Source organism: Enterobacter sp. BNK-16, assembly GCF_048684955.1.
In the GTDB taxonomy this organism is placed as follows: domain Bacteria; phylum Pseudomonadota; class Gammaproteobacteria; order Enterobacterales; family Enterobacteriaceae; genus Enterobacter; species Enterobacter bugandensis.
Genome location: NZ_JBLQTQ010000001.1, coordinates 2,513,383 through 2,527,734 on the forward strand (window position 1 = coordinate 2,513,383; position 14,352 = coordinate 2,527,734).

Annotated in this window: 13 protein-coding genes, 5 tRNA genes and 1 other RNA gene; 10 read left to right on the top strand and 9 right to left on the bottom strand. The window is 55.8% G+C overall.

The window, feature by feature from the left end:
* Positions 1–7: 7 nt before the first annotated feature.
* The 9 genes from cpoB to pnuC all read left to right on the top strand — a co-directional run bounded on the left by cpoB (position 8) and on the right by pnuC (position 3,678).
* On the top strand, positions 8–802 hold the full coding sequence (cpoB, locus tag ACMGGH_RS11995) for a cell division protein CpoB (protein WP_028012389.1): 795 nt from the start codon (positions 8–10) through the stop codon (positions 800–802).
* A gap of 161 nt (positions 803–963) precedes the next feature.
* A tRNA-Lys gene (locus tag ACMGGH_RS12000) sits at positions 964–1,039 on the top strand.
* A gap of 127 nt (positions 1,040–1,166) precedes the next feature.
* Positions 1,167–1,242 (top strand) — tRNA-Val (locus tag ACMGGH_RS12005).
* Positions 1,243–1,245: 3 nt separating this feature from the next.
* Positions 1,246–1,321 (top strand) — tRNA-Lys (locus tag ACMGGH_RS12010).
* 41 nt (positions 1,322–1,362) lie between these two features.
* Positions 1,363–1,438, top strand: a tRNA-Lys gene (locus ACMGGH_RS12015).
* 31 nt (positions 1,439–1,469) lie between these two features.
* A tRNA-Lys gene (locus ACMGGH_RS12020) sits at positions 1,470–1,545 on the top strand.
* Between the two features lie 26 nt (positions 1,546–1,571).
* Positions 1,572–1,700: non-coding RNA, RtT sRNA (locus ACMGGH_RS12025), on the top strand.
* A 191-nt stretch (positions 1,701–1,891) separates the two neighbouring features.
* Entirely contained in the window at positions 1,892–2,935 is a 1,044-nt protein-coding gene (gene nadA, locus ACMGGH_RS12030) for a quinolinate synthase NadA (protein ID WP_232947991.1), read from the top strand.
* 23 nt (positions 2,936–2,958) lie between these two features.
* Positions 2,959–3,678, top strand: coding sequence for a nicotinamide riboside transporter PnuC (gene pnuC / locus ACMGGH_RS12035; RefSeq protein WP_028012391.1), 720 nt, complete (start codon positions 2,959–2,961; stop codon positions 3,676–3,678).
* On the opposite strand, the gene zitB is transcribed toward pnuC, so the two are convergent.
* Complete coding sequence (gene zitB / locus ACMGGH_RS12040) at positions 3,675–4,610, bottom strand: CDF family zinc transporter ZitB (RefSeq protein WP_232947992.1); 936 nt, start codon at positions 4,608–4,610, stop codon at positions 3,675–3,677. The genes pnuC and zitB overlap by 4 nt on opposite strands.
* Positions 4,611–4,715: 105 nt before the next feature.
* Positions 4,716–5,096 carry a protein YbgS gene (locus ACMGGH_RS12045; protein ID WP_045259933.1) on the bottom strand — a complete coding sequence of 127 codons (381 nt, stop codon included), beginning with the start codon at positions 5,094–5,096 and terminating at the stop codon, positions 4,716–4,718.
* Positions 5,097–5,399: 303 nt separating this feature from the next.
* Between ACMGGH_RS12045 and aroG the strand changes: the two genes are divergently transcribed.
* Entirely contained in the window at positions 5,400–6,452 is a 1,053-nt protein-coding gene (gene aroG, locus ACMGGH_RS12050; protein WP_028012394.1) for a 3-deoxy-7-phosphoheptulonate synthase AroG, read from the top strand.
* A 61-nt stretch (positions 6,453–6,513) separates the two neighbouring features.
* On the opposite strand, the gene gpmA is transcribed toward aroG, so the two are convergent.
* From gpmA to modE, 7 genes are all read right to left on the bottom strand, one after another.
* Complete coding sequence (gene gpmA, locus ACMGGH_RS12055) at positions 6,514–7,266, bottom strand: 2,3-diphosphoglycerate-dependent phosphoglycerate mutase (RefSeq protein ID WP_008501111.1); 753 nt, start codon at positions 7,264–7,266, stop codon at positions 6,514–6,516.
* 206 nt (positions 7,267–7,472) lie between these two features.
* On the bottom strand, positions 7,473–8,513 hold the full coding sequence (galM, locus tag ACMGGH_RS12060; RefSeq protein WP_232947993.1) for a galactose-1-epimerase: 1,041 nt from the start codon (positions 8,511–8,513) through the stop codon (positions 7,473–7,475).
* A complete protein-coding gene (galK, locus tag ACMGGH_RS12065) occupies positions 8,507–9,655 on the bottom strand; it encodes a galactokinase (RefSeq protein ID WP_232947994.1) in 1,149 nt (382 codons plus the stop codon). The genes galM and galK overlap by 7 nt, the downstream gene beginning before the upstream one ends.
* Before the next feature lie 2 nt (positions 9,656–9,657).
* Positions 9,658–10,704 (bottom strand): galactose-1-phosphate uridylyltransferase, encoded by a 1,047-nt coding sequence (gene galT / locus ACMGGH_RS12070; RefSeq protein ID WP_048957134.1) that lies wholly within the window; start codon positions 10,702–10,704, stop codon positions 9,658–9,660.
* A 9-nt stretch (positions 10,705–10,713) separates the two neighbouring features.
* On the bottom strand, positions 10,714–11,730 hold the full coding sequence (gene galE / locus ACMGGH_RS12075; protein ID WP_048961399.1) for a UDP-glucose 4-epimerase GalE: 1,017 nt from the start codon (positions 11,728–11,730) through the stop codon (positions 10,714–10,716).
* A gap of 200 nt (positions 11,731–11,930) precedes the next feature.
* The gene (modF, locus tag ACMGGH_RS12080) at positions 11,931–13,403 is read right to left on the bottom strand and encodes a molybdate ABC transporter ATP-binding protein ModF (protein ID WP_232947995.1); all 1,473 of its coding nucleotides are present in this window, start codon (positions 13,401–13,403) and stop codon (positions 11,931–11,933) included.
* Between the two features lie 67 nt (positions 13,404–13,470).
* On the bottom strand, positions 13,471–14,259 hold the full coding sequence (gene modE, locus ACMGGH_RS12085; protein ID WP_232947996.1) for a molybdenum-dependent transcriptional regulator: 789 nt from the start codon (positions 14,257–14,259) through the stop codon (positions 13,471–13,473).
* Positions 14,260–14,352: the final 93 nt, after the last annotated feature.

Genomic DNA, 14,352 nt, shown 5'->3' on the forward strand with positions numbered 1-14,352 from the left:
GAATTGCATGAGCAGTAACTTCAGACATCATCTGTTGAGTCTGTCGTTACTGGTTGGAATAGCGGCCCCCTGGGCCGCTTTTGCTCAGGCACCAATCAGTAGTGTCGGCTCAGGCTCGGTAGAAGACCGGGTCACTCAGCTCGAGCGTATTTCTAACGCTCACAGTCAGCTTTTAACCCAACTCCAGCAGCAACTTTCCGATAACCAAAACGATATTGACTCTCTCCGTGGTCAGATTCAGGAAAGTCAGTATCAGCTTAACCAGGTTGTGGAACGTCAGAAGCAAATTTTATTGCAGATAGATAGCCTCAGCAGCGGCGGTGCAGCAGCACAACCCGCAGCGGGCGATCAAAGCGGCGCGGCAACCTCAGCGCCTGCGCCGTCTGCTGATGCTTCAGCCTCAACAGGAGCGCCTGTACAGAGCGGTGACGCGAATACGGATTACAATGCGGCCATTGCCCTGGTGCAGGATAAATCTCGTCAGGATGACGCGCTCGCTGCGTTTCAGAACTTTATCAAGAAATACCCTGACTCAACCTATCAGCCAAATGCGAATTACTGGCTCGGTCAGTTGAATTACAACAAGGGTAAAAAGGACGATGCGGCGTTTTATTTTGCCTCCGTGGTAAAAAATTACCCGAAATCGCCGAAAGCGCCAGATGCGATGTTTAAGGTTGGCGTGATCATGCAGGACAAAGGCGACACGGCGAAAGCCAAAGCGGTGTATCAGCAGGTGGTCGCAAAATTCCCCGGCACCGAAGGTGCTAAGCAGGCGCAAAAACGCCTGAATTCGATGGGATGATTATCGCATGACCAGAAATCGCGTTATTTCTGGTCGTGCAGCATGATTACTAAGCAGTTAAGTGATCTTCATCGAAATTTTTGTTGCGCAGAATTCTTAAATCAGTAATATATGCCGCCGTTGCCACGGGATATCAAACAACGTGAAAGCAGCATAAAAGTGGGTCGTTAGCTCAGTTGGTAGAGCAGTTGACTTTTAATCAATTGGTCGCAGGTTCGAATCCTGCACGACCCACCACTAAGTCAGGTGGAATTAGTAGTAAAACGTGAAGGATAACGTTGCGTCAGCAACGGCCCGTAGGGCGAGGCGAAGCCGAGTCATCCTGCACGACCCACCACTTAACGCAGTTCCGGCAGTACAGAGTGGGTGATTAGCTCAGTTGGTAGAGCATCTCCTTTACACGGAGGGGGTCGGCGGTTCGAGCCCGTCATCACCCACCACTCGGGTCGTTAGCTCAGTTGGTAGAGCAGTTGACTTTTAATCAATTGGTCGCAGGTTCGAATCCTGCACGACCCACCAATTTTATTGGTGCCGAGTGATAATTCAGGCAACACCCGAATGGGTCGTTAGCTCAGTTGGTAGAGCAGTTGACTTTTAATCAATTGGTCGCAGGTTCGAATCCTGCACGACCCACCAGCCTGAATAAATTTGCAGTAAATCCCGCAAGGGGTCGTTAGCTCAGTTGGTAGAGCAGTTGACTTTTAATCAATTGGTCGCAGGTTCGAATCCTGCACGACCCACCAATGTAAAAAAGCGCCCTAAAGGCGCTTTTTTGCTATCTGCGATCTGGATGATTCGAACCTGCAGCAGGTTCGAGCCGAACGTAGTGAGGCACCGGAGCCGTTTACGGCGACGGCCCGAAGGGCGAGCGAAGCGAGTCATCCTGCACGACCCACCAGTGTAGAAAGGCGCCCTAAAGGCGCCTTTTTGCTATCTGCCGTACAACAAATGCTCCGCCCATCTATTCCCGGTGACTTTTCACTCCAGATTCGCTATCTTGTTTAGTATATAAAACACAATTGCCCTGCGTTTTGCTTTGTCAGGCAAAAGAAAGGCAATATTGTTAAGCCAGTAAAACGAGAAGCCATAATGAGCGTGATGTTCGATCCTGAAGCCGCAATCTATCCGTTTCCGCCAAAGCCTGTGCCATTAAGCCAGGATGAAAAACAATTCTACCGCGAGAAGATCAAACGGCTTCTCAAAGAGCGCGATGCGGTGATGGTGGCCCATTACTACACCGATCCGGAAATCCAGCAGCTGGCGGAAGAGACCGGGGGCTGTATTTCTGATTCACTGGAGATGGCCCGCTTCGGTGCAAAACATCCCGCTTCCACGCTGCTGGTTGCAGGCGTGCGCTTTATGGGCGAAACGGCAAAGATCCTCAGTCCGGAAAAAACCATTCTGATGCCGACGCTCAATGCGGAGTGTTCGCTCGATCTCGGCTGCCCGATTGACGAATTCACCGCCTTCTGCGACGCCCATCCTGACCGGACCGTGGTTGTTTACGCCAACACCTCTGCGGCGGTAAAAGCGCGCGCAGACTGGGTGGTCACGTCGAGCATCGCCGTTGAGCTGATTGAGCATCTGGACAGCCTGGGTGAGAAAATTATCTGGGCCCCGGACCGCCATCTTGGCAATTACGTTCAGAAGCAGACCGGCGCTGACGTTCTCTGCTGGCAGGGCGCCTGCATTGTGCACGACGAATTCAAGACCCAGGCGCTGTCCCGTATGAAGGCGCTTTATCCTGAGGCGGCCATTCTTGTGCACCCTGAATCACCGCAGTCGATTGTTGATATGGCCGATGCGGTTGGCTCAACCAGCCAGCTTATCAACGCGGCCAGGACGCTGCCGCACAAGCAGCTCATCGTCGCGACCGATCGCGGTATCTTCTATAAGATGCAGCAGGCCGTACCGGAGAAAGAGCTGCTGGAAGCACCAACGGCAGGTGAGGGTGCGACGTGCCGCAGCTGCGCGCATTGCCCGTGGATGGCGATGAACGGCCTGAAGGCCATTGCCGAAGGGCTCGAGACAGGCGGTGCAGCGCATGAAATTCATGTGGACGCCGCTCTGCGTGAAGGTGCGTTAATTCCGCTTAACCGCATGCTGGATTTTGCGGCTACACTACGTACTTAATTCAAAAACGCCCTGGGGAAAAGATGGATTTTTTTAGCACGCAAAACATTCTGGTTCATATACCGATTGGTGCAGGTGGCTATGACCTGTCATGGATTGAAGCCGTAGGCACGCTGGCGGGGTTGCTGTGTATCTGGCTGGCAAGCCTGGAGAAGATCAGCAACTACGCGTTCGGGCTGATTAACGTCACGCTGTTTGCGATTATCTTCTTCCAGATCCAGCTGTACGCCAGCCTGCTTTTACAGCTGTTTTTCTTCGCCGCCAATATTTACGGCTGGTACGCCTGGTCCCGGCAGAACAGCCAGCAGGAGGCTGAGCTGCAGATCCGCTGGCTGCCCTTACCGAAAGCCATCGCCTGGTTTGTCGCCTGCGTCGTCGCCATTGGTTTGATGACCGTCTACATCAACCCGGTGTTTGCGTTCCTGACCCGCGTTGCCGTTTCGGTCATGTCCGCGATTGGCCTCAACGTGACGATGCCGGAGCTTCAGCCGGATGCCTTCCCGTTCTGGGATTCCTGCATGATGGTGCTGTCGATCGCGGCGATGGTGCTGATGACCCGTAAATACGTTGAGAACTGGCTACTGTGGGTCATCATCAACGTCATCAGCGTGGTGATTTTTGCCCTTCAGGGCGTCTATGCCATGTCGCTGGAGTATCTGCTGCTGACCTTCATTGCCCTGAACGGCAGCCGGATGTGGATCAAGAGCGCGCGTGAGCGTGGCTCACACGCGCTTTCAAGCTAGTGGTGATGATGTGAATGGTCGGGCTGCGCCTCGTTAAGGTGGCAGTCCGGCCCGCTACAGGGCTGATACTCCATCTGGATGGTGGCGTGACCTATCTCATAGTGATGTTCAAGAAAGTGCTGGATGCGTTCAAGCAGCGCGTCGTGGTCGTGGGGCGGGATGACCTGGACGTGCAGCGTCATGACCGGCTTCTCGCCTACCAGCCAGACGTGCACGTGATGAACGTTACGCACTTCCGGGACAGTACGGCGCAGGTTTCGTTTCAGCTCGTCAATGTCCATTGATGCCGGCGCTCCTTCCAGCAGTTCATTGACGCTCTCCTTCAGTAGCCGCCAGGCGCTGCGCAAGACCAGACACGATACCAGCACGGAGAGAATGGGGTCGACAGGCGTCCAGCCGGTATAGAGGATCACCAGCGCGGCGACAATCGCCCCGACTGAGCCGAGCAAATCCCCCAGCACATGCAGAGCCGCAGCGCGAACGTTGAGGTTCTTTTCCCCGCTGCCGCGATGCAAAATCCAGAACGCCAGAATATTTGCCAGCAACCCCGCCACGGCAATCACCATCATTGTCGTCCCGGCGATGGGCTGCGGGTGCCTGAAACGCTGTACGGCCTCCCAGACGATAAGACCAGTAATAACCACCAGCGCGATGGCGTTAACAAACGCGGCAAGGGTGGTCAGCCTCAGCCAGCCGAAGGTATGACGCGCGTTGGGCGGACGGCGAGCAAACTGCACCGCCAGCAGGGCGAAAAGCAGCGCTGCGGCATCGGTCAGCATATGTCCGGCATCAGCCAGCAGCGCCAGCGAGCCGGAAACCAGGCCGCCAATGACCTCGATAACCATAAACGTGGCCGTAACGCCAAAGGCCAGCATAAGTCGTTTTGCGTTGTCGTTGCCGGGAGAAGATGGGTGTGAGTGGGTGTGCGCCATGTCTGCTTTCCTGATTCGTTATTATTTTAGTGTAGCGTTTTTAACAGGTTACTCCAAAAAGAAAGGAGAGCCTGGGCTCTCCTTTCACATTTGAAGCATCAAGAATTACTGGGTTGTGCCATCAGTTTTGGTATTGGCGTCGTTACCCACTTTGTCGTTCGGATCGGGACATTTGCCGTCCTTGCACATCGAGTTCTTATGAACCTCATCCGAGCTCATGTTGTCATGATTCATGGTGTCGGAAGCACTACCGTTCGGATGCAGCATGGTACCGCCGGTATTGGTATTGCCGGTATTGATCTGGCTGTTATCGACATTATTCGGGGCGATATTCTGTTTCGCATCAGGCGCAACCTGGCCTGCCGCTGCTGCCGCATTGGCATCACCGTTGCTGTCTGAAGCCCCCGTTTCTGCGGCCAGGACGCTGCCGCTGGCAAGGGTGAGTGTGGCAGTCAGGAAGAGGGTGGTCAGTTTTGTCATTTTCATGATGGTGCTCCTGTTCTTGTCGTTACGCTGGATAACATTCTCCAACAGTGCATCTTTTTAGAGGCGAAAGATTCCGCCTTACGGACTTACGTCAGTAGGGAATCGCGTTTAAGCGTTTAAAAATGGTTGTTACAGTTAAAAAGCTTAGGTTAGATCTCATTTTTCGCTATTTTGTGGCGATTTTTAGGCGAATTCCAGGAATTATCTGCGTGAAGTGTAAAACCGTGTTTACACTTCCTGGTCGACAAGATAGATTGAAAGGATTGCTTTCATTACTAAAGATATGGCAGAGCTGGAAAGAAGATGAATTATCAGAACGACGATTTACGCATTAAAGAGATCAATGAGTTATTACCTCCTGTAGCACTCCTTGAGAAATTCCCCGCCACTGAAAATGCCGCAAATACGGTTTCTCATGCTCGTAAAGCGATCCACAAGATCCTTAAAGGTAATGACGATCGTCTTCTGGTGGTGATTGGCCCGTGCTCCATTCACGATCCTGCCGCTGCGAAAGAGTATGCGGCGCGTCTGCTCACCCTGCGTGAAGAGTTAAAGGATGAGCTGGAAATCGTCATGCGCGTCTATTTTGAAAAACCACGCACGACCGTGGGCTGGAAAGGGCTGATTAACGATCCGCACATGGATAACAGCTTCCAGATCAACGACGGCCTGCGCATTGCGCGCAAGCTGTTGCTGGAGATCAACGACAGCGGCCTGCCTGCTGCCGGCGAGTTCCTGGATATGATTACGCCACAATACCTGGCAGACCTGATGAGCTGGGGCGCCATTGGTGCCCGTACCACTGAATCTCAGGTTCACCGCGAGCTGGCTTCCGGTCTCTCATGTCCGGTGGGCTTCAAAAACGGTACTGATGGCACCATCAAAGTGGCTATCGATGCCATCAACGCCGCGGGTGCGCCGCACTGCTTCCTGTCCGTGACCAAATGGGGTCACTCCGCCATCGTCAACACCAGCGGTAACGGTGATTGCCACATCATTCTGCGTGGCGGTAAAGAGCCAAACTACAGTGCAAAACACGTGGCAGAGGTGAAGGCCGGGCTGGAAAAAGCCGGGCTGCCACCGCAGGTGATGATCGACTTCAGCCACGCCAACTCCAGCAAGCAGTTCAAAAAGCAGATGGAAGTGGGGGCGGACGTCTGTCAGCAGATCGCTAACGGTGAGAAGGCGGTAATTGGGGTGATGATCGAAAGCCATCTGGTTGAAGGTAACCAGAACCTGGAAGGCAGCGAGCCGCTGGTGTATGGCAAAAGCGTCACCGATGCCTGCATTGGCTGGGACGATACCGATGCCATCCTCCGTCAGCTGGCGAATGCGGTAAAAGCGCGCCGCGGCTGAGTCCTCACGCACAAATAAAAAAGCGCGGAAGGCTCCGCGCTTTTTTTATGTCCGGCGAAAATTACTTCGCTTTACCCTGGTTCGCGACAGCCGCTGCTTTCGCTGCGATCTCGTCCGCGTTACCCAGGTAGTAATGTTTGATTGGCTTGAAGTTTTCGTCGAACTCATATACCAGCGGTACGCCAGTTGGGATGTTCAGTTCGAGGATCTCGTCTTCGCCCATGTTGTCCAGGTATTTCACCAGCGCGCGCAGAGAGTTACCGTGAGCAGCGATGATCACGCGCTCACCGCTTTTCAGGCGTGGCAGAATGGTTTCGTTCCAGTAAGGCACAACGCGGTCGATGGTCAGCGCCAGGCTCTCGGTAGTTGGCAGCTCAGCATCGGTCAGTTTCGCGTAGCGCGGGTCGTGGCCCGGATAGCGCTCGTCATCTTTGGTCAGCTCTGGTGGGGTGACCGCGAAGCCGCGACGCCACTGTTTAACCTGCTCGTCGCCGTATTTCTCAGCGGTTTCCGCTTTGTTCAGACCCTGCAGCGCACCGTAGTGACGCTCGTTCAGTTTCCAGGATTTCTCAACCGGCAGCCAGGCCTGATCCAGTTCGTCCAGCACGTTCCACAGGGTGTGGATGGCACGTTTCAGCACAGAGGTGTAAGCAAAATCAAAGCTGAAGCCTTCTTCCTTCAGCAGTTTACCTGCTGCTTTTGCTTCGCTTACGCCTTTCTCGGACAGATCAACGTCGTACCAACCGGTAAAGCGGTTTTCGTTGTTCCACTGGCTTTCGCCGTGACGCACCAGGACCAGCTTAGTAATAGCCATCTCTTACTCCTCAAGCATTTTTAGAATGATAACAATTCTCATTATATTGCTGTGGCCGTGCCAGCAGCAACGCTTAACCCTAACCATAGCGAAAATAGTCTCTGAGTGTAAGATGCTTGTGAATCCAGGGTTAGGATTTTGTCAGCGATCGGCGCTATTTTCAGCAAGACGCGCAGAAAAAAGCCCTCCGATGGGAGGGCTGGAAATCATTTCGGAATAAAATGGTATTCCGTCACGCTAATGTACTCTTCACCGGGGCGCAGCACGCAGTCCGGCTGCGGCCATTCAGGATGATTGGGGCTGTCCGGCAGGAACTCGCTCTCAAGCGCAAGTCCTTGCCAGTCGCTGTACTCATTGTGTTCGCGCGCCGTCGTGCCGCCGAGGTAGTTGCCCGAGTAGAATTGCAGGGCTGGGGCGGTGGTATACACCGTCATCTGCAGTTTCTCATCGCTGGACCAGACCTGTGCGGCAGGCTGCTTCACATCACCTTTGGCGTGCAGCAGGAACGCGTGATCGTAGCCTTTCACCTTGCGCTGATCGTCATCGCTCAGGAAATCCTGGGCGATAACTTTCGCGCTGCGGAAATCAAAGCTGGTCCCGCTCACCTCTTTCAGGCCCTGATACGGAATGCCCATCTCGTCAACCGGCAGATACGCGTCCGCCAGGATCTGCAGCTTGTGGTTACGCACGTCGCACTGGTTGCCGTCGAGATTGAAGTAGGCATGGTTAGTCAGGTTAACCGGACACGGCTTGTCGACCGTCGCACGGTATTCAATAGCGATACGGTTGTCGTCCGTCAGCGTAAAGCGCGCGGACGCGGTAAGGTTCCCCGGGAAGCCCTGATCGCCATCAAGCGAATCCAGCGAGAACAGCACTTCGCCGTCGTTTTGACGAACAATTTTCCAGCGGCGTTTATCAAACCCGTCCGGACCGCCGTGAAGCTGATTCTCGCCCTGGCTTGGCAGCAGGGAGAACTGCACGCCGTCGAGCTCAAAACGGCTCTTCGCGATGCGGTTGGCATAGCGCCCGACGGACGCGCCCAGATAGGCAGACTGATTAACGTACTGCTCGGGTGAGGCGCAGCCCAGCAGGGTTTCGCGCACGCTGCCGTCCGGCATCGGTACGCGGGCAGAAAGCAGGGTCGCACCCCAGTCCATCAGCGTAACCACCATCCCCGCGCTGTTGCGCAGGGTTAACAGGCGATACGGCAGACCATCCGGTGCGAGGGTAGGTGTTTCGTTTAGCACTGTCCGGCTCCTTGTGATGCTTTACATACATAGAACGTTTCTTTGATGCCCGTTTGCGCTTCGTACTGCTTCGCCACGGCGTCCTGGACGGCAGGGACCAGCTCTTCCGGCACCAGCGCGACGATGCAGCCGCCAAAGCCGCCGCCCGTCATGCGCACGCCGCCTTTATCGCCAATAACCGCTTTGACGATGTCCACCAGGGTGTCGATCTGCGGCACGGTGATTTCAAAATCATCGCGCATTGAGGCGTGAGATTCCGCCATCAGCTCACCCATGCGCTTCAGGTCACCTTTCGCCAGCGCGGAGGCGGCTTCAACGGTACGGGCATTTTCGGTCAGCACGTGACGCACGCGTCTGGCGACGACAGGATCCAGCTCGTGCGCCACTTTGTTAAATTCATCGAGCGTCACGTCGCGCAGGGCAGGCTGCTGGAAGAAGCGCGCGCCGGTTTCGCACTGTTCGCGGCGGGTGTTGTACTCGCTGCCCACCAGCGTGCGTTTAAAGTTACTGTTGATAATCACGACGGCCGCGCCTTTTGGCAGCGGAACGGCTTTGGTACCAAGCGAGCGGCAGTCGATCAGTAAAGCATGCTCTTTTTTGCCCAGCGCGGAGATCAGCTGGTCCATGATGCCGCAGTTGCAGCCCACGAACTGGTTTTCCGCTTCCTGACCGTTCAGGGCAATTTGCGCCCCGTCCAGCGGCAGATGATACAGCTGCTGGAAGACGGTTCCCACGGCCACTTCGAGCGAGGCCGACGAGCTTAAGCCCGCACCCTGCGGCACGTTGCCGCTGATGACTAAATCGGCACCGCCAAAGTTCTTGTTGCGTTTCTGCAGATGCTTCACCACGCCGCGCACGTAGTTAGACCACTGCTGGCGGTCGTGCGTCACAATCGGGGCATCAAGGGAAAACTCGTCCGTCTCATTACCGTAATCCGCCGCAATGACGCGGACTTTACGGTCGTCGCGCTTCGCACAGCTGATAACCGTCTGGTAATCGATGGCGCACGGCAGCACGAAGCCGTCGTTGTAGTCGGTGTGCTCGCCGATCAGGTTGACGCGACCAGGCGCCTGAATTACGTGGGTGGCAGGGTAGCCAAATTTCTCAGCAAACAGGGATTGTGTTTTATCTTTCAGACTCATTTTTAGACTCCTGATTCGCGATAGTGGACGTCGCTGACGGCACGCAGACGCTCTGCCGCCTGTTCCGCCGTCAGGTCACGCTGGGTTTCCGCCAGCATTTCATAGCCCACCATAAATTTACGCACCGTCGCAGAGCGCAGCAGCGGCGGATAGAAATGGGCGTGCAACTGCCAGTGCTGATTCTCTTCGCCGTTAAACGGCGCGCCGTGCCAGCCCATGGAGTACGGGAAGGAGCACTGGAACAGGTTGTCGTAACGGCTGGTCAGCTTTTTCAGCGCCAGCGCCAGGTCGTCGCGCTGCGCGTCGCTGAGATCGGTAATGCGCTGAACGTGCGCTTTCGGCAGCAGCAGCGTCTCAAACGGCCAGGCGGCCCAGTAAGGCACGACCGCCAGCCAGTGTTCGGTTTCCACTACGGTACGGCTGCCGTCGGCCAGCTCGCGCTGGGTGTAGTCCACCAGCATGGGGGAGCCGTTTTCTGCGAAATAGTCCTTCTGGAGACGGTCTTCACGCTCGGCTTCGTTGGGCAGGAAGCTGTTCGCCCAGATCTGGCCGTGCGGATGCGGGTTAGAGCAGCCCATCGCCGCGCCTTTGTTTTCGAACACCTGCACCCACGGATAGCTCTGCCCCAGCTCAGCGGTTTGCGCCTGCCAGGTGCTGACCACCTCTTTCAGCGCGTCCACGCTCAGCTCCGGCAGCGTTTTGCTGTGATCGGGCGAGAAGCAGATCACGCGGCTGGTACCGCGCGCGCTTTCGCAGCGCATCAGCGGGTCGTGGCTCGCGGGGGCATCCGGGGTGTCGGTCATCAGGGCGGCAAAATCGTTGGTAAACACGAAGGTGCCTTTGTAGTCCGGGTTTTTATCCCCGGTCACGCGCGTGTTGCCCGGACAGAGGAAGCAATCCGGGTCGTGCTGCGGCAGCGTCTGTTTTGCAGGCGTCTCCTGCGCCCCCTGCCAGGGACGCTTGGCGCGATGCGGAGAGACCAAAATCCATTGCCCGCTTAGCGGGTTAAAACGACGATGCGGATGATCGACGGGATTAAACGAAGTCATGACGGATCCTTAGTCCGGATAACCCTGCGGGTGGCGTGACTGCCAGTGCCAGGTATCCTGTGCCATTTCATCAAGCGTGCGGGTGACACGCCAGTTAAGTTCTTTATCGGCTTTGGTGGCATCGGCCCAGTAAGCAGGCAGGTCGCCATCACGACGCGGAGCGAAGTGGTAGTTCACCGGCTTACCGCAGGCTTTGCTGAAGGCTTTAACCACGTCCAGCACGCTGCTGCCGACCCCGGCGCCGAGGTTATAAATATGCACGCCCGGTTTGTCAGCCAGCTGCTGCATGGCTGCAACGTGGCCGTCTGCTAAATCCATCACGTGGATATAGTCACGCACGCCGGTGCCGTCTTCGGTGGGGTAGTCATTGCCAAAAATGGCCAGCGACTCGCGACGGCCTACCGCCACCTGGGCGATGTACGGCATCAGGTTGTTCGGGATACCCTGCGGATCTTCACCCATATCGCCAGACGGATGGGCACCGACCGGGTTGAAGTAGCGCAGCAATGCGATGCTCCACTCCGGCTGGGCTTTTTGCAGGTCGGTCAGGATCTGCTCTACCATCAGCTTGCTTTTGCCGTACGGGCTTTGCGGCGTACCGGTCGGGAAGCTTTCAACGTAAGGAATTTTTGGCTGATCGCCATAGACGGTGGCGGAGGAGCTAAAGATAAAGTTTTTGACGTTTGCCGCGCGCATGGCGGAGATCAGACGCAGGGTACCGTTGACGTTGTTGTCGTAATACTCAAGCGGTTTCGCAACGGATTCACCGACCGCTTTCAGACCCGCGAAGTGGATCACCGCTTCGATGGCGTGGTCGTGAAGGATCTCGGTCATCAGCGCTTCGTTGCGGATGTCGCCTTCCACGAAAGTCGGCTGTTTACCGCCAAGACGTTCAATCACCGGCAGCACGCTGCGCTTACTATTGCACAGGTTGTCGAGGATGATCACATCGTGACCATTTTGCAGCAGCTGCACACAGGTATGACTTCCGATGTAACCGCTACCACCTGTTACCAGAACTCGCATAATTCGCTCCATTGGGCTTATGGTATGTAATAACCATAGCATAACAGAGACGCGAAAAGTGTGACATGGGATAAAATAGTGGAATCGTTTACACTCGTTTTCACACCCGCTTTTTCGATGACGTTGAGCATTCTAGATCAAAGAGATAGCGATGTATTGATGCAAGTTATCTGAAAAGAGGAGGGCGGTGCCCTCCGCGGTTAATCTACGTTGCTGAGAAGGTAGCGATAACCCTCACCGTCCGCGACAAACTCGAGGCGGTGGGTGATGCAGGAGGGGGCATCTTCGGCATGGTGTGAAACGAACAGCAGCTGCGTTTCACCTTCGCTAATCAGCACGTCCACAAAGCGGCGGACCAGCTGTCGGTTAAGCGGATCCAGCCCCTGCAGCGGCTCGTCGAGGATCAGGAGCGTAGGGTGTTTTACCAGCGCGCGAACGATCAGTGCCAGACGCTGCTGCCCCCACGACAGGCTATGAAACGGCGCGTCAGCCACCCGGTTATCCATCCCCAGAATATCCAGCCACTGCTGAGCCAGCTTGTGCTGTTTATCTGACACTGCCTGATAAATGCCGATGGAATCAAAATAGCCGGAAAGGATCACGTTGCGTACCGTGGTACTGACCCGGTAATCCAGATGCAGGCTGCTGCTAACGTAGCCAATGTGCTTTTTGATATCCCAGATGGTTTCGCCGCTGCCGCGACGGCGGCCAAACAGCGTCAGATCGTTACTGTAGCCCTGCGGGTGATCGCCGGTTATCAGGCTCAGCAGCGTGGATTTCCCCGCGCCGTTGGGACCGACAATCTGCCAGTGTTCGCCAGGATTAACCGTCCAGCTGAGGTGATTCAGGATCGGTCGTTCGTCATAGGAGACTACGCCATCGCGCAGGACGATAAGCGGCTGCCGGGGATCGAGACCGTGGCGTGCTGCCGGCGCGTCGGGATCCGGCAACGCAATGCCCACCAGCTTTTCGCTGTGCGCAAGCTGGGCAATCAGCGCCTGTCGGAGCAGCGCGGATTTTTCTCCGGTTTCGATCAGGCTACAGTCTGCCAGCACGCCCGCGTTCTGCACGAAATCAGGAATTTCATCAAAGCGGTTCAGCACCAGTACGATCGTATAGCCTTCCTGATTCAGAGAGTCCAGCAGGGCAGCCAACTGGGCGCGGGAGTGGACATCCAGCCCGTCAAAGGGCTCATCCAGAATCAGCAGCTCCGGCTGGCTCATGAGCGCCTGGCACAGCAACGTTTTCCGCGTCTCGCCGGTAGAGAGGTACTTAAAGCGCCGGTTCAGCAGCGCGGAAATGCCAAACTGTTCCGCCAGATGCTGACAGCGGGCGGGATCTTTCACCTCATCCTGAATAATTTCCGCCGCCGTGCGGCCGGTATCTTCTTCGCCAGGACTGAGTAAATCGGTATTGTTGCGCTGCCACTCGTCGCTGACCAGCTTCTGCAGCTGTTCAAAGGACAGGCGCGTCAGGCGCGTGAAATCGCTCCGGCATTCGCCTTTGAGAAGGGTAAGCTCTCCGGCCAGCGCGCGGGCCAGCGCGGATTTACCGCTGCCGTTAGTGCCGACAAACGCCCAGCTTTCACCCGCGCGTATTGTCAGATCGGCAATGGTCAGCGTTCGGGTATCGCTAAGACGAAACGTACCTTGCGAAATATGCAATGATGACATGATGTATCCCATTTTTTGCAGCGACAGATGTCAGGGATACGCACTGTCGTCACGATTGTCAATGCGCTCAGCACAATGTGGCGATAATCACCCGATCCGCGTTGAAATATGCGGTGACGACAGCACCTTCTTCTAAATCGTTCGCCTCGCTGAGCGGGACCGTGGCGCAAAGCGCCTGTCCGTCTGCCAGGGGCATCAGCACTTCGCACTGCTCCTTGCCGCGTTCGATATGGCTGATGGTGCCCCGCAGCTGGTTATCAGCCACCTTTGCCTTGTCCGGGTCGCGTGTGATATTGACCCAAGGTGCTTTCAGCAACACCAGCACCTCTTTACCTTCATCCAGGTCAAGGCGCTCTGCGCTCTGGGCCGTTATAGCCGCTTTCAGACGGGTGACACCATCGGCAAGCAGGATCTCAACATGCTGCTGTACCTGGAGATTATCGCGCGCCGTCACCGTACCAAACCACTGGTTGCGGGCGCTGGTCTGCAACGAGAAGCGGGAAATGGCGGCCAGCAAGCTGTCCAGCGGAACGTTGTCGTCGTCACTCAATACATCGAACGCTTTTTGCTGAATCTGGCCCAGGAGATCGTAGAGCTGAATCAGGCGCAGGCCGTAGCGTGTGACAACAGCACCTCCACCGCCTTTGCCCCCTGTGGCTCTGTCCACCAGCGGATGCTCGCTCAGGGTGTTCATGTCATTGATGGCATCCCAGGCGCTTTTATAGCTAATCCCGGCATTCTTAGCGCCCTGGCTAATTGAGCCGGTTTGTTCTATCTGTTTAAGCAGGGCAATACGTCGGGGATCGGCGAAAAGCTTTTGCTGAAGTCGGAGAGTAAGAAGAATTTCGGCCTGCATAACAGTGTCCTGGCAAAAAGAATATTGTGACCCAAATGGTGCAGGGCGCAAAGGGCACCGCACAAAAGGGGATGTTTTTCTTACTTTTCAGGG